Below are 17,893 nucleotides of genomic sequence, written 5' to 3'. Positions count from 1 at the left end.
CTCCCGAACCCCCACTTCCAGGCCCTGATGAACCCAAAGGAGAAGTGCAAAACTTTTATACCTCAGTGTCCAAAAACTTTCGGTGGTTCTCATGGCGAAGCTCGACTGGATTAGGGAAGAGCTCCAGGAGCTTAAGGAAAAGGGCCTCTACGTGACTATTAGAAAGCTCGAGAGCGCCCAGGGGCCCTGGGTTGTAGTTGACGGAAAGCGCGTTCTCAACATGTGTTCGAACAACTATCTCGGACTCGCTGCACATCCCAAGATTAAGGAAGCTGCCATCAGGGCTATTCTCGACTACGGTGTCGGTGCCGGCGCCGTCAGAACCATAGCCGGTACCATGGAGCTCCACGTTGAGCTGGAGGAGAAGCTGGCCAAGTTCAAGAAGAGAGAAGCCGCAATTCTCTTCCAGAGCGGCTACAACGCCAACCTGGGAGCTATAAGTGCGCTCCTCAAGAAGGGTGAGGATGGAGTATTCATCAGCGAGGAGCTCAACCACGCAAGCATAATCGACGGAATGCGCCTCAGCGGCGCTCCAAAGGTCATTTACAAGCACCTCGATATGGAGGACCTCAAGAAGAGGCTGGAGGAGAACAAGGACAAGAAGAAGAAAATCATCGTCAGCGACGGTGTCTTCTCGATGGACGGTGACCTCGCCCCGCTCCCTGAGATGGCCGAGCTGGCTGAGCAGTACGATGCTATACTCTACATCGACGACGCCCATGGTGAGGGTGTCCTCGGAGACAGCGGAAGAGGTATAGTGGACCACTTCAAGCTCCACGACAGGGTCGACTTCGAGATGGGTACGCTGAGCAAGGCCTTCGGTGTCATAGGTGGCTACGTTGCCGGTCCGGAGGAGGCCATCGAGTACCTCCGCCAGAGGGCCAGACCGTTCCTCTTCTCGAGCGCTCCGAACCCGCCTGACGTTGCCGCCGCAATAGCGGCCGTTGAGATACTCCAGAAGAGCGACGAGCTGGTTAGGAAGCTCTGGGACAACACCCACTTCCTCCAGAACGGATTGAGAGACCTCGGCTACGACCTCGGCAACACCAAGCACCCGATTACCCCGGTCATGCTCTACGACGAGAAGCTCGCCCAGGAGTTCAGCAGGAGGCTCTACGAGGAGTACAACATCTTCGCGCAGGCCATCGTCTATCCGACAGTTCCGCTCGGAACTGCCAGAATAAGGCTCGAGCCCTCAGCGGCCCACAGCAAGGAGGATCTCCAGTACGTCATCGACGCCTTCGAGGACCTCGGAAAGAAGACCGGGTTCTTGAAGTGAGGGCTTTTTCCCTTTTACTCTTCTCACATGCCTCCCGAAAAGGAACCGAAGACGACGAAGCCGAGGACGTACGAGGCGAAGAGGGCAACAAGCCCAACGCCCATCAGCTCCTGTAGTTTTCCCGGGCTGGCTTCCTCACCGTAAAGGCCCAGCTCGAGCATGCGCCTGTTGTCCGCTTTCGGAACAATCCACCCAAGAGTTACCGCCCAGAGGATTAACAAGAGAAGTGCAACGTATATGCCACCGCCAAATAGGGCTATGAAGTGCAAAATGCCGAGTGCAGTGGAAAGCAAGGACACCGCAAGGAACAGTACCGTTGATCTCCTGTCCGGCCAGGAACCGAGAGAGAGGCGGTGATAGGCGACGCGAACGATGAACCAAAGAAAAGGCCACAGAAAGAGCGCAATGAGGGGTATCATCAGAACTTCACCCATTCAATCTTATAATACACGACATCGTTGTCTTCATCAACGACCGCCATAACCATGTTCTTCCTGACACCGTGGGCAACTCTCACGCGAGCCGTTATATCGTTGGGGCTGAAGCGGAGGTTCTCCGGAACGACCCATATCAACCACTGGGAGTGCTCGTCCATTCCGCGCCTGTAAACCCTGAAGTGGGAGCCGAACTTAAGGGCGGACTTGACTATGTAGCCCCTGTCGCGCAGGTCTTTGTAAACGAGGTATTTGATGTCGAACTGGTCGTCCTTTTTCCGGCCGAGTTCAAAGAGCTCCTCGAAGGAAAGCTCCTTACCACCGTCAAGAACCTTTATCTTGCCCCTCTCCATCAGGTATGCCGCCTCGATGAGCGAAAGAAAGAGCTTTCCGTTGACGACCTCGCCGAAATAGCGCTTGTTGTAGAGCTGGTTTATCGCCTTCTCCCTCTCGCTGAAGGCCCTGTCACCGCTGAGCTTGAACTCTATCGGCTCCTTCAATTCCTTCCACCCCACTCGTCGGCCGGCATAAGCATGTAATAGGCATCCTCGCCGTCGGCGTAGTAGCCTATTATCCTTTTAATCTTTCTAAAGCCGAAGCGCTCGTAGAGCTTTATGGCATTTTCGTTGCTGACACGAACCTCAAGCCCTATGTAGCGCGCGCCCTTCTTTATCAGTCTTTCTATCGCCTCACTCAATAAAGCAGAGCCTATGCCATTGCCCCTGTAAGCCGGATCGACAGCGATGCTCATTATGTGGCCCTCCAGGTCGGGCCTCAGGTAGGCCATGACGTAGCCGACAACCCTGCCGTTGTACTCCGCGACAAGAAACGTATCCGGATTGTTCTCGAGAAAAACGAGAAAGACGCCCCTGGGGTACTGCTCACGAAACGAGGCACGCTCTATCCTAACTATATCTGGAATGTCAAAGAGCTTGGCGGGCCTTATAACCACCATCGAGAGGGGAATCCTTCTCCCCAGTTCCCGGACGGAGACACTCATATTATAACCTAACACACCAAAGCTTTTAAGGCTTGAGGGAACTCTAAGCGGGGTGGCCACCCCGGCGTGATGAGCACTCTCGAACCTGACCCAGGGATGATGACCGGATTCCTGGCTGATTGTCGCCGTTTTCTTCACTCCCACTATCCCATTGAGTAAAACTTATAGCCCGGAAAAACCAACCTAATCGGCAGGTGGTGTTATGCGAATTAAAGAGGAAGCCGTTGGAATAGTAACCGGTGAAGCCACCGTCAGCTCATTTCAATTCTACGCTCAGCCCGATGTAGATCTGAAGTTCGGCGACTTCGTCGTCGCCAAGCTCTGCAAGGAGGCAAAAGAGAGGGACTGCCGCTGGAGTGACGACGTCGAGTGGGTAATAGGCACGATTAGGGGTCTCAAAAACATAAACTGGCTCCTTAGCGAGGGGAAGAGCACTTTCCACTCTCTCCAGCTCGACATAAAGGAGTACGGTGAGAGCATAGGCGAGAACGAGGCTTTGATAGTGAACGTCCGTGTGCTCGGTAAGGTCCTCCTTAACGGCGAGAAGGCTGAGATAGTACCCAACCGCGTACCGGTTCCAAACGGCAACACCGTCTATAAGGCCAGCTCAGAGCTGCTCAAGGCGATTTATTACGGTGGAGAGGGATTCATTGATGTGGGAACGCTCCTACTGAGAGAGGACGTGCCGATTTACCTCGACGCCGATGAGCTGGTTTCAAGGCACTTTGCGGTTCTGGCCGTTACGGGAGCGGGCAAGTCCAACACGGTTGCTGTTCTAATAGGGGGCATAGTCAACGATCTGAGGGGAACGGTGATAGTCCTCGATCCTCACGGCGACTACGTCAAGCTGAAGCTTCCGGGAACCGGGAAGGACTACGTCAAGCTCATCGAGGCAAAGATAATGCCGGAAGAAATGGACAGCGAAGAGTTGGCCGACCTCATAGAGGTCGCCAGCAACGCTACGATACAGAGGGAGTTCCTGGCCAAGGCATGGGAGACGGTTAAGTACGAAAACCCAGATTTAGGTGGAAGGGAACTCATGGAAGCTCTGATGAACACGCTCAACGACTGGATAGCCAACAGAACTGCCTACTTCTGGGATGAGGGCAAAGGGGCCTATATCACGGAGGAGCTAAAGAGCGAGAGGATCGAAACGCTTCGCGGAGTGGTCTACAGGATTAGGCGTTTCCTGAGGAACTACGGCTCTCTCCTCACGAGCGAAGATTTAATAGCCCAGATAGAGCCCGGCAAGGCCAACGTGATCGACCTCGGTCCTCTTGACGAGGGTCAGATGAAGGTCGTTGTGGGCAAACTTCTTGGAAAGGTCTTCGAGGCTCGCGTTGACTACGAACAGGCGAGGAAGAACCTCTTCAGGCTGAGGGAGGAGCTGAAAGAGAGGCCGAACTCGAAGACAGCCGAAGAGATAGAGAAGTTCGAGAAGGTAATGCGCGAAATCGAAAGGAGGAGTCCAGCTTTAGCGGAGCCCGTGCTGATAATAGTCGAAGAAGCCCATATCTTTGCACCTCAGGGGGAGCACAACGACGCCGTCAGGATTCTGAGCAGGATAGCGCGCGAGGGAAGGAAGTTCGGCGTTGGTCTTGGCATAGTCTCCCAGAGGCCCAACAAGCTCAACGAAGACGTATTGAGCCAGACCAACACAAAAATCATCCTCAGGATAGTCAATCCCAAGGACCAAGACTACGTTCTCAAGGCGAGCGAACAGCTGAGCTCCGATCTGCTTGGAGACATAGCAGCACTCGGCAAGGGTGAGGCAGTCATAGTCGGCCAGGCCATAAGCCTGCCTGCACTTGTCAAGATACACAACTTCAAGGCATTGGGAGGAGACTACGGCGGCGAAGACATAGGTGTAGTCGCTCGCTGGCACGAGAGGGCGCTTCGGGAGAAGGAGGAGCTGGAGAAACAGGCCTTCTACGAGGAGGAGGGCATAGAGATAGACCTCTGAGGTGTTAGGATGAGGTTCGCACACCTAGCAGACCTCCACCTGGGCTTCGAACAGTACAGGTTGCCGTACAGGGCTGAAGAGTTCGCCCAGGCCTTCAGAAAGACAATAGAGAAAGTCGTCGAGGAAAAAGTCGATTTCATACTCATCGCCGGCGACCTCTTCCACCAGAGCAGGCCAAGCCCCGAGACCATAAAGGAAGCCATTGAAATCTTAAGCATTCCAAAAGAGAATGGCATTCCCGTCTTCGCCATAGAGGGCAACCACGACAGAACTCAGAGGAGGATTTCAGCCTATCACCTCCTCGAAAGCCTCGACCTCCTTTACCTCGTCGGCCTGAGGGAGGAGAAGGTCGAGAACGAGTACCTGACGAGCGAGAAGATAGGCGGGAAGTACCTCGTCAAGGGTGTCTTTGAGAGAGGAGGAAAAAGTGTCGAGATTCACGGACTCAAGTACATGAGCGCCGCCTGGTTAGAGCGCAATAGGTTGAGTGATATCTTCAAGCCAGAGAGCGATGCAATCCTCATGCTCCATCAGGGCATCAAGGAGCTCATAGAAAGGATGATGGGTGTCATTCCCGAGAGCCAGCGCGACTACTTCGAGCTGAAGATGGAGGACTTACCGAAGGGCTACGTCTACTATGCCCTCGGCCACATCCACAGGAGGTTCGAGACCAACTACGACATCGGGAAGGTCGTCTATCCCGGCTCCCTCCAGCGCTGGGACTTTGGCGACTACGAGCTCAGATACCGCTGGGACGGTAGAGCCTTCAAGCCAAAGGCTGGAATCGAGAAGGGCTTTTACATCGTGGAGGACTTCGAACCGCGCTTCGTTGAGCTTAAAGTTCGGCCATTCGTGGACATCAGGATAGATGCAGATGAAGAAACCGCCAAGAGAGAAATTAAACGCCTGAGTACAAAAATCCCGAGCGAGGCCTTTGTGAGGCTCGACCTCAAGTGGGAGAGGCCCTTCGATGTCTCGACATTTCGTGATCTCCTGGACGTTAAGTATCTCTACATCAGGACGCGCTTCGAGAGGAAGCTGAAGACGGTTAAAGGTGGAGAACTGCCCAGGCCAAGCGAGTACTTCCTCCCGGTCGAGCTGAAAGCTATAGAGCTGACAGGCGAGAAAAAGTTTGAGGCTGTTGAGGCTGTCGTTGAGCTCTTCCTCGGCGAGGGATGGGATGAGAAACCCAAGAACAAACCGAGAGAAAAGCCCGAAGAGAAGCTGAAAGACGAAGAAAAATCGACAGAGAAAGATGAAATTTCAGAGAAAAGAGAAGCCAAAAAGCTCGAAAAAGTGGAGAAGAAAGAGGAGACCAAAGCAAAAGTCAAGCCTAAGAAGGGTTCTGACCTCTTAGCCTGGCTCGGTGGTGGGAGATGAAGATAGAGAAGCTCATAATCAAGGACTTCCGCTCCCACAAGCTCACGAAGGTAACCTTCACGAGTGGGATAAACCTCATAATTGGCCAGAACGGGAGCGGAAAGAGCTCCCTGTTGGACGCACTCCTGATAGGCCTCTACTGGCCGAGCAAGCCGAAGGACTTGAAGAAGGATGACTTCCTGAGGATAGGCGGCACCACGACTGAAATCACAGTCTTCTTCGAGAAGGACGGCGTCAAGTACCAGATACACCGCAACATAACGCGCGGACTTTCTTTCGTCAAGTACCACGACGGAAGCGGCTGGAAGGGATTGGAGAGCGGCCAGAAGCAGGTAAGGGACTGGATGGAGAAGCTCGTCCCCTACGACGTCTTCCTCAACGCGATTTACATAAGACAGGGTGAGATAGACGCCATCCTCGAGAGCGACGAGAGCAGGGAGAAAGTTGTCAGGCAGGTTCTCGGCCTCGACAGGTACGAGAACGCCTACAAGAACCTGCTCGAGGTAAGGAAGGAGATAGACGCAAGGATAAGGGCGATAGAGGACTACCTCAAGAGCACGGAGAACATAGACGAACTGATTGGAGACATGGAGAAGGAGCTGGCCGAGACCCTCAAGGTCATAAATGAGCTCTCGCCCGAGATTCCAAAGCTGAGAAAGGAGCTGGAAGGCGTTGAAAAGAGACTCAGGGATCTCGATACCCTCTCCGAAGAAATCAACGCTCTCAAACTCGAGACCAGGAAGAGGGAGGGGAATGTAAAAGCTCTCGAAGCAAAGCTCCAGGAGCTGGGGAGGAGAATCGAAGAGAGCCGGAGCCGCCTCAGGGAGCTGGAAGAGAAGGTTAAGGAGTCCAACAGGCTTAAGGGAAGCGCCGAGCTCTATCTCAAGCTGGTGGAGTTCAGGAAGCAGTATGTTGATGAAAAGGCAAATGGAGAGAAGCTCGCCGAGAACTACAGGGCGCAGATTTCAGGCATAGAGGAGCGCCTGGCCGAACTCAGTGATATGAAGAATCGCCTCGGAGAGCTGGAGAAGAAGAGGGAAGAGCTCAAGAAAAAGCTCGCTGAACTCGAGGAGAGCGTTAAGGCCTACGAAGAGGCCAAAACCCTGAAGGCCAACTTAGATAGGCTGAGAAAGAGGCTCAAGCTCGAGCCAGAAGAGATTGAGAGGCTAGCCGCAGAGATTGAGACCGCCAAAAAGAGAAAGGAAGAAATCCAGAGGGAGCTCGAGGAGATAAACGAGAAGAGGGGAGAGCTGAAGAACAGGGTCAGCGAGAGGAACAAGGCCATCATGGAGCTCAAAAAGGCCAAAGGCAAGTGCCCGGTCTGCAACAGAGAGCTGACAGAGGAGCACAGGAAGGATCTGATGGAGAGGTACTTAGCCGAGGTTAAGGATGTCTCCAAGGAGATTAAGGAGCTCGACTCGCAGGAGAGAAAGCTCAGACGGGAGCTCGTGAAAGTCGAGGGGGTTCTCAAGGGGGAGCGCGAGCTGATAACCCAGAGGGAGCTCCTCGAGCAGATAAAGGAGCTCGAGGAGAAGCTCAAGTCCTACGACCTCAAGAAGCTCGAGAAAAAGGCAGAAGACTACGAGAACCTGAAGGGGGTGCTTGGAAAGATCGAAGGTGAGCTCAAAAGCCTGAAGGACGAGCTTGAAAAGGCCAAAGCCCTCGAGAAAAAGAAGGCAGTTCTCGAGAAGAAGCTGAAGAGCATCGAGGAAAAGCTCGCCGAACTCGAGAAGAAACTCGGAGAACTCGGCTTCTCTGACATCAAGGAACTCGACGAGAAGCTCTCGGAGCTTGAGCCGACATACAGGAGGTACCTGGAGCTTAAAGGGGCGGAAAGTGAGCTTGAGAGAGAAAAGAAGCGCCTCAAACGGACGGAGGAAGAGCTGGAAGAGACAAGAGAGAAGCTTCAGGGAGAGTTCTCTTCCCTCGAGGAGCTGAGGAAGAGGCTTAAGGAGAAGGAGAAGCTCTACAGCCCGGAGGAGCACGCCGGGATCAGAGAGAGGTTCACCTCATTGAGAGAGGAGCTTGCAGGAAAGAGGGCTCAGCTCGAAGCCCTGGAGAAGAAGCGGGAGGAAACCATGGAGAACCTCAAGAAGTTCAGGGAAGAAAAAGAGGAGAGGAAAGAAAAAATCAAAGAGCTCGAGAACCTGAAGAAGGCTCGGGAGAGAGTGCAGAACCTCAGGGAGAAAGTGAGACGCTACAAAGCCATGCTGAAGGAGGGGGCCTTGGCCAAGGTCGGTGAGCTGGCAAGCGAGATATTCGAAGAGCTGACGGAGGAGAAGTACTCCGGAGTTACCGTCAAGGCCGAGGAGAACAAGGTGAAGCTGGGCGTCATCTACAATGGAAAGGAATACGGCCTCGGCTTCCTCAGCGGCGGCGAGAGGATTGCCCTCGGCTTGGCGTTCAGACTTGCACTCTCACTCTACCTGGCTGGAGAAATAAGCCTGCTTATACTCGACGAGCCAACTCCCTACCTCGACGACGAGAGAAGGAGAAGGCTCGTTGACATAATGCAGCGTTACCTCAGAAAGATTCCGCAGGTCATCGTGGTTTCCCACGACGAAGAGCTGAAGGACGCGGCCGACAGGGTGATACGGGTAAGCCTCGAGAACGGCGTTTCGAGCGTGAGGGAGGTGGAGCTGAGTGTATAGGCTCATAGACAGGGCGAGCGTCGACAGGATAAAGGCGATGCTCCAGAGGAGCTACGCGGAGGCACAGAACAAGCTGAAAGATATAGAGTGGCGTGAGCTTCCAGAGGAGCGGGTCAATAGCAGGGTTTATGCCGTCGACGGAAGCCAGGGCAAGCAGAGGCTCAGCGGGACGATATTCTACGCCGTTTCTTCCTATGCATTCGGAAACGGACCGGCATACAGACTCGTCTATACCAACGCGATGCTATACAATCAGGGCATATCGGACCAGATTATCCGCCTCCAGATGGAAACCCTTGAGAACAAGCTCGGCTACCTCGCGGCGAAGATTGGGAACGTTGACTACGTCATGATGGACGGTACGCTTACCGGCTCGCTCACGAGGCCTCCGGTTTATCCGGAGAGTGTGAAGGGGATAACCACGATAAGAGGCGCTCTCGAGGAGGAAGGCCTCGAAGACCTCGTGAAAAAGTTCATAGGGATGCTGGACGAGCACTATTCGGAGCTCAAGGAGAGGCTGGAGGAACACGGGAAAGTCAATGGGAGAGTTATTCTCGCCGATGAGAGGCTTGATGACTTTGAGGAGTTCTACAAGGCCATGGAGGGATTTCCGGTTAGAGACCTAGCGGCAACCCTGCCCAACAGGGGAGTCAGGATATCTGGAAAGACTCTCGATGCCTACCTCAAAGGCGAGAAGAGCGCCGAGGAAATATTCCAGGAGATTCTGAACGAGTACGGAGAGGAGAAAAAGCTGTCCCTTGACGACGCCAGAAATGCTGTCCACGTCGTCCTCGGATACCTTGAGTACATCTACTCCCTCGAGAAGCTGCTCAAGAAGAATCTCGTCTACATCGCCAAGAGCTTCTATAACAGGAAAATAACTCAAAAGCTCGGCATAGACATCGTGGACGTCCCCTATCTCGACGCCTACCTCAGGAGCCGCTTTGGAGAGGAGCGAGCAGGATACTACGTCATAACGCAGGGAGGAAAGGCGATAAGCCACAGAATGCCAAAGGTTCTGAGGAAGCACTTCCCCACCGTCGAGCACTACATCGAGAACGGTGTGGCAATGGCCTACATCAGAACCATGAGGGGCGGCGTTATATACCTGCTCCAGAGCAACAGGGAAATTAACGATGAGCTTTTGAGCGAAATCCTCTGGCACGAGAGCAACGGCTACTTCAGACCCCTTCAGAGGGCGCATGAGGGAGTAAAGATAGAGAAGAAGGCCTTCGAGGCCGAGCTCGCGGCCCTGCTCAACATAATAAAGAGGGAATCGCCGGAGCTGAGGGTCTTCCTGAAGTACGGAAGGAGCCCGCTGGAGTGAAAAAGAAAGGTTCAGGACACGGCAGCGTTGAATACCGCCAGGAGCTCGGCGTAAGCCGGATCCAGACCCTCCAGGTAGGCCTTTATTTTTCTACTCGTTCCCCATCTGTCCTGCCCGGCCAAGACGATGACGACCTGTCCCTCGGCCCAGACGTCGGTCTTGATGAACATCCCGGCCTCGCCGTTTATTATCGCGTTCTGCTCCTCCAAGCTTAGAGCCTGCTGTACGTAAGAGCCAACGCCGTCGTAGGCCTCCGGACCGCCAAAGATGACTATTATTCTGCCCCGCTTGTAGGTCTCAAATTCGTCGGCAGTGACGCGCCTAACGGAGAAGCCAAGAGCCTCTAGCTGAGAGGCCAGCAGAGTGCCCCTTATGCCCCAGTCGATGTCGTTTGAGAGTATGACCACCTCAGGCATCTGGGGCGGTTCGTAGTCAAGCGTCCAGTCGATTAGATTCTTGAGGATAGCGAGTTCCTCTTCTCCGCCGGCTTCTAGTTCAAGGGAGATGTAAACTGCTCTGTAATCACCTTCCTTCGCGAGTATCCCCCCGCTGTAGTCCCCTGTGCGAGCGAGTAGCACGGGCATGTATTCCCTGATGCTATGGAGGAATCTTATGCGCTCGAGAACCCTTCTGTCCGGGGTGAGCTCCGCTGAAGAGTTGCCAAAGCTCAGTGAAATGCTATCGTCAGAGACCCTCATCTGGCTGATGGCCTCGGCGAGTGAGAGGGAAGCTGCCATAGAAAAGTTGAACTGAAGCCCTGTGAAGCTTTTAACGACGTCTCCCATCTCCCGCATCCTCAGACCGTTCTCGCTGGCAAAGCGCATAACGCTCCTCTTGGCTATACCAAACTGAACGGATGGGAGGATGTACTGCCAGCCGGCCGTGGAATAGACGTTAGCACCAACCCTGCCTCCTGCGAAGGGCTCCTTCTCCGAAAGGATAAGAGAATAGCCCGTGTTAATGTGGGGGATTATAACCGGGACGCTGGTGAGATTGAGAGCGCCTCTGGCACTTTCCGCCACAGGAAGGAGTTCCAGACCGACCATCCTGGCTACGCTCGGGCCACCATCAATGCCCCCAACGTGCTGGGGGTTGGTGGCATCAAAGAGTGTGCCAGCGGTGGCTATCAATCCGGCATGGTTGACCTCAAGGTAGTTCTCCAGCTCGGCCATCTGCTCCACTGAGAGACCCCATTCCGGAAGCCACAGGTTGGACAGAATCACAACTTCGGGTCTGAACTCATTGAGCGCCTCAGTTAGCTCATCGGGGGAAACTATCCTGATGTTGTACTTCCCCGCAAGGGCCTCCCAGTGGTGCTCCGTGAACATCCAGGCCTTCAGCTCGGCAAGTGGCTCTGCTATGGCCTCGAAGTCGGAGAGGTTGTAGTGGTAGAACTCCCTGGAGAGGTTAAACTGAAGCATCAGGGAATCCAGAGAGCGCTCGAAGGCCATCGCCTCGACGGAGGGGTCAACTATCAGAACCTTCGGTCCGGCTGGGTTGGTGACGTAGTAAGTATACACAGGGCTCACCGAAGTGTGGCCCTCAACGTCGGTGGCCTCAATCTTGAAGTCTATCCTTGTTCCAGGAGCCGCACCGGGAATGTTGAGCTTACGGTAGAAGACGTAGAAGTTCTGAGTCTCACCGTAAAAACGATTTATTATTGACTGATAGATTGACCAATTCTCGCCAGCGGCTGCTGTTTTAGCGTACGCCGGCCGCCATTCACCCCCGTTTACCCGGTAGTAAGCACTGACATCCCCAAGTCCAAAGTCGTCCGCCACGTAGAAGTACACGGTGTATTCCTCATAAGGACCAACGACGAAGTTACTGGGGATATTGCCCACAATTATGAGGGGCGGACGCGGACCTGTAACTATGACCACAGAAGATGCGGACGGTAAAAGGGCACCGAGCAGCAGCAGTGCCGTAAAAACCGCAAGGAGTCTATTTGTCATCATGATCACCCTATAGAATATCGCGTCCGAACTATTTATACTTAGCCCGAAAGCTTTAAACGGGTGGACAAATAATCCACGGCCATGAAGAAGTGGCTCCCCGCGCTGATAACTCTCTCCATTATCGCCTGCTTCCTGGGCGTTTACATCGGCTCGGTAAACGTGAGTCCTTCCGACGTCACTGGGAGCATATATTACGGGATAAAATCTGTCCTCGCACGATTATTCCCTTCGATTGAGGCGGGGGAGGAGCCAAAGTACTTCATCATCATCTGGAAGCTCCGCCTGCCCAGGGTTCTGCTGGCTTACCTCGTCGGGATGAGCCTGGCCTCGGCCGGAGTCGCTTCCCAAGCACTTTTCAAGAACCCGCTAGCTGACCCGTACATAATAGGCGTAAGTGCTGGTGCCGGAATAGGGGCCGCGCTTGCCGCCATATACGCGCCGGCGCATATGGGAGCTTTTGCACTGGTTTTTGCTATCATCTCTGTCTTCGTCGTTTATTCTGTTTCCAAAGTTGACGGTCACATCCCGGTCGATACGCTTCTCCTGGCTGGCATAGCTTACGGCTTCTTAGCGAGTGCGATAACATGGTACCTCGTCATAAGCCAGGGGGAAAAGGCCCACGTGACGTGGATGTGGCTCATGGGGACCTTCAATGGCTCTGACTGGGACGACGTGGGAGAGATGTTCATCATCGCCTTGTTTGGGGTTGGATTTCTCCTCTCGAGGTGGCGCGAGCTGAATCTAATACTCTTCGGCGAGGAAAGCATAGCGCTAGGTCTGGACGTGCACCTTTACAGAAAGCTGTTCATTGGAGTTATAGCACTTCTAACTGCCTTTGCCGTCTCCACTGCCGGAATAATCGGCTTCGTCGGCCTCGTCAGTCCCCACATAGTACGTCTCATTCTCGGCCCCAACCACAGGGAACTCACTCCGGCGTCGGCGCTCTTCGGTGGAGTCCTCCTGGTGATGGCTGACCTTCTCGCGAGAACCGTGGCGAAGCCAACCGAGCTTCCGGTGGGAATAATCACCGCCCTGATGGGGGCACCATTCTTCCTCTACCTCCTGATGAAGCACAAGAGGGGGGAGCTGTACTCATGATGGATGTGAGCGTTTCCTTCTCCTACGGCGAGAGGCAGGTTCTGAAGAGCGTCGAGTTTAGGGCAGATAAGGGTGAGCTGCTCGCGATAATCGGTCCCAACGGGGCGGGAAAATCAACGCTCCTGAAGTCCCTGGTGGGAATACTCAAGCCCATCGGCCACGTAAAGCTCAACGGGATTGATGTCCTCTCCCTCAAGCCCAAGGAAAGAGCGAAGCTGATAACCTACGTGCCGCAGAGCTCCTATCCGGAGTTTGCCTTCACGATAGAGGAGTTCGTCGAACTCGGAACCTACGCGACCAGGGGCGACGTCGAGGGAGCTTTGAAGAAGGTGGGCCTGTGGGGACGCAGAAAGGAGCAGATAACCAACCTGAGCGGTGGTGAGTACCAGCTCGCCTTGATAGCGAGGGCCCTAGCTCAGGGCAGCGACGTTATCCTCCTCGACGAACCTACTTCCCACCTCGATATCAACCATGCACTCCAGGTAATGGAACTGCTCCGCGAACTTAGCAATGAGAAAATTGTGATAGCGGTTCTCCACGACCTGAATTTAGCGCTCCGCTACGCGGACAGACTGATTCTCCTCCACAGAGGAGAGAAGCGCTGGGAGGGAAAGCCCGAAGAGCTGAGCCCGAGAGTTCTGGGGGAAGTTTACGGCGTGAAAGCCAAAATAGTCGAGGTAAGCGGCCACAGGATAGTCCTTCCTGAGCTCGCAAAAGTTTAAAACGTCCGGTGAGAATATGGAGCAGAGGTGAGAGAATGGAAACGAAGAAGACCGGCACCACCACTGTGGGAATAAAGGCCAAGGATGGTATCGTCCTCGCGGCCGATACTCAGGCCTCGCTCGACCACATGGTCGAAACGCTCAACATCAGGAAGATAATCCCGATCACCGACAGGATAGCCATAACAACCGCCGGGAGCGTCGGCGACGTTCAGGCCTTGGCGAGAATGCTCGAGGCAGAGGCGCGCTATTACCAGTTTACGTGGGGCAGACCAATGAGCACGAAGGCAATGGCCAACCTGCTGAGCAACATCCTCAACGGGAACAAGTGGTTCCCATACCTGGTTCAGATAATCCTCGGCGGCTACGTTGAGGAACCAACTTTAGCTAACCTCGACCCCCTTGGCGGACTGATATTCGACGACTATACGGCAACGGGTTCAGGAAGCCCCTTCGCGATAGCCGTCCTCGAAGACGGCTACAAAAAGGACATGAGCATTGAAGAAGCCAAGGAGCTTGCCGTTAGAGCGGTAAGAACCGCCGGAAAGAGGGACGTTTACACGGGAAGCAGGAAAATCCAGGTCGTTGTCATAACAAAGGAAGGCATAACGGAGGAGTTCGTCGAGTTCAATGATTGAACCAAAGCTCTTTTTAATTCCCTTTTCGAGCTGGTCATATGAAAGATAGGACTCAACAGCTTGTATCAATAACACTCATCCTGCTCCTCATTCTTGCACTCTACGGGGCCGAAAGGGTGACTGTTACCCCCAACATCGTTCTTGAGCAGGTAAATGAAATCCTCGACCAGGTTCAGGAGATAAGGAACCTCACCTTCAAGGAGATGCCCCAGATAATAGTGATCACCGAGAGCGAGGCCCTCGCTATGTGGAAACCCTCAAAAGCCGACGTGGAGAGGATGAAAATCGAGGAGCTCACTTACAAGATGACATTGATGCTCCCTCCAGATTACCAGTACATCAAGGAAGAGACCGAAAGGAGAGCCAACTGGATAGCGGCAACGATGGGAGACAGGATATATATCATTCAGGAGAACTTCATGGCCAGCCTCGACGTCGCAAAGAGAACGATAGCCCACGAGTCGGTTCACGTCCTCCAGAAGCAGTGGTTCGACGCCAAATACAGTGCCGACACTTTTGATGCAACTCTGGCTGTACGGGCGCTCGTTGAGGGCGACGCTGATCTCGTGGCGGATCTCTACTGCGAGAGGAACGGGATTCCAATCCACAAGATACGCTCCCTGAGCGAGAATCCGCTCACGGACATCAACATATTCTCCTACTTCTTTGGTGACAGGTTCGTGAGGTACCTCTACGAGAAAGGTAACTGGGAGCTTGTGAATGAAGCCTACAGCCGCTATCCTATCTCAACCCAGCAGGTTATGCACCCTGAGCTTTACCTCGAGAACATCGCGCCGGTAAACGTCACGCTGAACATTCCGGAGAGCTCTCGGGTTCTGAAGGACGACAGGATGGGCGAATTCTACGCTTACATCCTCCTGAGAGACCACGGCTACGACAACAAGACTGCGTGGAGTATTTCCTCGACCTGGCGCGGCGACAGACTGCTTTTGACTCAAAACGCAAGCGGCTATCTTCTCCAGTGGAAGGTAATCTTCTCCAACGAGGAGAGCGCGAAAGCCTTTGGAGAGGCCCTCGAGAAGCTGGCCAAAGGCAACACCTATGCGAACTACACGATAAGGATTGAGGGAGATTCCGTTCTCCTCATCGCCGAGAGGAGGGAGTAGTGTGAAGATGAAGTGTCCAATGTGTGGGAAAGAATACACCGAACCGGTTCAGAGGTGTGAGTGCGGCGAGCCCGTTGAGTTCGAGCTCTTCCACGGCGAGCCGTACATAGCAAAGAGTGTCTGGGAGCGCTTTTACGACTTCTGGCCGGTCGAGCCAAACCTCGAGCTGAGCCTCGGTGAGGGGGATACTCCGCTGATTAGGTCGAAGCTTGGCAAAGAGCTCGGCGTAAAGCTCTACCTCAAGAACGAGACAGCCAATCCAACGTGGAGCTTCAAGGACAGGGGAACATTTTTGGCGATGAGCTACGCAGTTAAGGTCGGCTACAAAGCCGTTGGGACTGTATCGACCGGCAACATGGCGGCGAGCGTTGCAGCCTACGCCGCAAGAGCGGGCCTGAAAGCCAAGATACTCGTCTCAGGGAGCGCGAGCGATGAGAAGCTCAAGGCCGTATCCGTCTATGGAGCCGACGTGATAAGAGTAATGGGCGACTACGGAAGGCTCTACTTCGAGAGTCTGGAACTCGGAAAAGGGCTCGGCATCTATTTCATGAACTCGGACAACCCCTTCAGAGTGGATGGGTATAAGAGCATCGCCTTCGAAATCGCCGAGGAGCTAACGCCCGACTACGTTCTGATTCCGACCTCATCTGGCGGACTTTTCAGAGGAATAGCAAAGGGCTTCCTCGAGCTCTTCGCGAGCGGACTGATTGATAAGGTCCCAACGCTCGTAGCGGTTCAGGCAGAGGGCTGCTCGCCTATATGCAGGGCTTTCTCTGAAGGGAAAGAGAGGATAGAGCGCTTTGAGACTCCACGGACGATAGCCCATGCCATAGAGAATCCTTATCCCCCAAGCGGGAACGTCGTCCTTAAGCTTCTCCGTGAGCTGGGCGGAAAGTGCGTGACTGTTAGCGACGAAGAGATTCTGAAGGCACAAAAGAAACTCGCCGGAGAAGGCTTCTTCGTCCAGCCCGCGAGCGCGACAGGAATAGCCGCCCTCAAAAAGCTCAACATCCCCGAGGAAGCGAAAGTTGTCTCAATCCTCACCGGTTCCGGCCTGAAAACCATTTCTCAAATAGAGGGGAGAAGCGTTAAGGAGTGCGAGCTTGAAAAGCTTGAGGGATGTCTCAAAAGCGACTCATAAAGAATTTCCTGCCCCTCTCCCTGTTCAACTCGTTCTCGCTCTCCATTTTCCTAGGATTCTCGGCGAAGAGGAACAGGTAGAGCTTTCCCATGCCGGCCATCAGAAAGGCATACACTCCCACGAGTAGAGGGGCTATTCCACCGGTGAAATAGCCCCAAAACGCGAAGAGACCAGCTATTATCCCAAACGCCGATAGAATCATGACACGAAGGAGAATCTCGTAGCCGTAGCGCTCCATGAAGAGCGCGAAATCCATCGGTAACACCACTTTTACTTTCAAGTAAAAGTTTAAAAAACTTTTGAACAAGGACACTAGGGCACATCAATATGCAGCAAGGCCTATAAATCGACCAGGATACTTCGAAACCGGTGGTGGCAATGCTCAGCGGAGTCGCCATGATGCCCCACGGCAACGACGTTCTTGACCCGAAGGATAAAAAGACGAAAAAGCTCGCCGAGACGCTGAAGGAAATCGGAAGGACATTCTCTGGAGTGGAAGCTTACGTTCTGGTCAGTCCGCACAACGTCAGAATGAGCGACCATCTCGGCATTATAATGACCGAACACCTCGTTTCGTGGCTCGGTTTTGCGGGCGTTGAGCTTCCAGGAGAATACGACACTGACCGCGAGTTGGCTGGAAGGATCTACAAGAAGGCTAAAGCCGAAGGCATTCCGGTGGTTGACATCAACTTCGCTGCCCTGAGCGGCGAGTATTCCCGCTTCCCGCTGACGTGGGGAGAACTAATACCCCTCCACTTTCTCGAAAAGAGGCCGCTTGTCCTCGTAACGCCAGCGAGGAAAGTGCCGAGAGAGATCCTCGTCCGCTTCGGCGAGGTTCTTGCTGAGGTTCTCGAAGACTACGAGAAGAAGGTCGCCCTTATAATCAGCGCCGACCACGGGCATGCTCACGATCCAAACGGCCCCTATGGCTACGTCCCCGAATCGAAGGAGTACGACGAACTCATTATGGGGCTCATTCGCGAGGACAGACTGGAAGAGCTTCTGAACATCGACAATGAGCTCATAAGAAAGGCCCTGCCCGACAGCTACTGGCAGCTGTTGATAATGCTCGGCTCGCTGAGAAAGGTTCCAATGGAGCTCAAAATCACCGCCTACGCCTGCCCGAGCTACTTCGGTATGGGGGCGGCGCTCTACGTAAGGACTTAGTCTCTTTC

At 54.0% G+C, this 17,893-nt stretch carries 16 protein-coding genes; 11 read left to right on the top strand and 5 right to left on the bottom strand.

Annotation, left to right across the window (positions count from 1 at the left end; translation table 11 throughout):
- Window positions 1-91: 91 nt before the first annotated feature.
- Window positions 92-1,279 (top strand): glycine C-acetyltransferase, encoded by a 1,188-nt coding sequence (locus E3E32_RS08930; RefSeq protein WP_167731624.1) that lies wholly within the window; start codon window positions 92-94, stop codon window positions 1,277-1,279.
- Between the two features lie 23 nt (window positions 1,280-1,302).
- Here E3E32_RS08930 and E3E32_RS08925 read toward each other — a convergent pair whose 3' ends face one another.
- Genes E3E32_RS08925 through rimI form a run of 3 tightly spaced genes read right to left on the bottom strand, consistent with a single transcriptional unit; the run spans window position 1,303 to window position 2,713 of the window.
- Window positions 1,303-1,698, bottom strand: coding sequence for a hypothetical protein (locus E3E32_RS08925; RefSeq protein ID WP_167731414.1), 396 nt, complete (start codon window positions 1,696-1,698; stop codon window positions 1,303-1,305).
- Window positions 1,698-2,213, bottom strand: coding sequence for a tRNA-intron lyase (gene endA / locus E3E32_RS08920; protein WP_167710861.1), 516 nt, complete (start codon window positions 2,211-2,213; stop codon window positions 1,698-1,700). Before endA ends, E3E32_RS08925 begins: the two co-directional genes overlap by 1 nt.
- Window positions 2,210-2,713 (bottom strand): ribosomal protein S18-alanine N-acetyltransferase, encoded by a 504-nt coding sequence (gene rimI / locus E3E32_RS08915; protein ID WP_167731413.1) that lies wholly within the window; start codon window positions 2,711-2,713, stop codon window positions 2,210-2,212. The genes endA and rimI overlap by 4 nt, the downstream gene beginning before the upstream one ends.
- A 202-nt stretch (window positions 2,714-2,915) precedes the next feature.
- Between rimI and herA the strand changes: the two genes are divergently transcribed.
- From herA to nurA, 4 genes are read left to right on the top strand one after another with little or no spacing between them, the layout of a single operon-like run.
- Window positions 2,916-4,676, top strand: a complete 1,761-nt coding sequence (gene herA / locus E3E32_RS08910) for a DNA double-strand break repair helicase HerA (protein WP_167731412.1) — start codon at window positions 2,916-2,918, stop codon at window positions 4,674-4,676.
- Window positions 4,677-4,685: 9 nt separating this feature from the next.
- Window positions 4,686-6,056 (top strand): DNA double-strand break repair protein Mre11, encoded by a 1,371-nt coding sequence (mre11, locus tag E3E32_RS08905; RefSeq protein ID WP_167731411.1) that lies wholly within the window; start codon window positions 4,686-4,688, stop codon window positions 6,054-6,056.
- Window positions 6,053-8,707, top strand: a complete 2,655-nt coding sequence (gene rad50, locus E3E32_RS08900) for a DNA double-strand break repair ATPase Rad50 (RefSeq protein WP_167731410.1) — start codon at window positions 6,053-6,055, stop codon at window positions 8,705-8,707. The genes mre11 and rad50 overlap by 4 nt, the downstream gene beginning before the upstream one ends.
- Entirely contained in the window at window positions 8,700-10,034 is a 1,335-nt protein-coding gene (gene nurA / locus E3E32_RS08895) for a DNA double-strand break repair nuclease NurA (protein ID WP_167731409.1), read from the top strand. Before rad50 ends, nurA begins: the two co-directional genes overlap by 8 nt.
- A gap of 11 nt (window positions 10,035-10,045) precedes the next feature.
- Here nurA and E3E32_RS08890 read toward each other — a convergent pair whose 3' ends face one another.
- The gene (locus E3E32_RS08890) at window positions 10,046-11,989 is read right to left on the bottom strand and encodes a hypothetical protein (protein ID WP_206205261.1); all 1,944 of its coding nucleotides are present in this window, start codon (window positions 11,987-11,989) and stop codon (window positions 10,046-10,048) included.
- A gap of 84 nt (window positions 11,990-12,073) precedes the next feature.
- Here E3E32_RS08890 and E3E32_RS08885 point away from each other — a divergent pair, with 84 nt between their 5' ends.
- From E3E32_RS08885 to thrC, 5 genes are read left to right on the top strand one after another with little or no spacing between them, the layout of a single operon-like run.
- Window positions 12,074-13,090: an iron ABC transporter permease gene (locus E3E32_RS08885; protein ID WP_167731408.1), complete on the top strand. Its 1,017-nt coding sequence runs from the start codon at window positions 12,074-12,076 to the stop codon at window positions 13,088-13,090.
- On the top strand, window positions 13,090-13,812 hold the full coding sequence (locus E3E32_RS08880; RefSeq protein ID WP_167731622.1) for an ABC transporter ATP-binding protein: 723 nt from the start codon (window positions 13,090-13,092) through the stop codon (window positions 13,810-13,812). Before E3E32_RS08885 ends, E3E32_RS08880 begins: the two co-directional genes overlap by 1 nt.
- A 35-nt stretch (window positions 13,813-13,847) precedes the next feature.
- Entirely contained in the window at window positions 13,848-14,450 is a 603-nt protein-coding gene (psmB, locus tag E3E32_RS08875; protein ID WP_167731407.1) for an archaeal proteasome endopeptidase complex subunit beta, read from the top strand.
- A gap of 38 nt (window positions 14,451-14,488) precedes the next feature.
- A complete protein-coding gene (locus E3E32_RS08870; RefSeq protein WP_167731406.1) occupies window positions 14,489-15,577 on the top strand; it encodes a hypothetical protein in 1,089 nt (362 codons plus the stop codon).
- A gap of 7 nt (window positions 15,578-15,584) precedes the next feature.
- Window positions 15,585-16,718 (top strand): threonine synthase, encoded by a 1,134-nt coding sequence (gene thrC / locus E3E32_RS08865; protein ID WP_167731405.1) that lies wholly within the window; start codon window positions 15,585-15,587, stop codon window positions 16,716-16,718.
- On the opposite strand, the gene E3E32_RS08860 is transcribed toward thrC, so the two are convergent.
- Window positions 16,702-16,983, bottom strand: coding sequence for a hypothetical protein (locus E3E32_RS08860; protein WP_167731032.1), 282 nt, complete (start codon window positions 16,981-16,983; stop codon window positions 16,702-16,704). The two genes, thrC and E3E32_RS08860, sit on opposite strands and share 17 nt — an antisense overlap.
- A gap of 113 nt (window positions 16,984-17,096) precedes the next feature.
- On the opposite strand from E3E32_RS08860, the gene E3E32_RS08855 reads away from it, so the two are divergent.
- Window positions 17,097-17,885 carry an extradiol dioxygenase gene (locus E3E32_RS08855; protein ID WP_167731621.1) on the top strand — a complete coding sequence of 263 codons (789 nt, stop codon included), beginning with the start codon at window positions 17,097-17,099 and terminating at the stop codon, window positions 17,883-17,885.
- Window positions 17,886-17,893 lie beyond the last annotated feature (8 nt).

The organism is Thermococcus sp. GR6, from assembly GCF_012027415.1.
Classification (GTDB): Archaea; Methanobacteriota_B; Thermococci; order Thermococcales; family Thermococcaceae; genus Thermococcus; species Thermococcus onnurineus.
The sequence above is the reverse complement of the archived record's forward strand: the minus strand, read 5'-3'. Positions and strand labels throughout refer to the sequence as shown.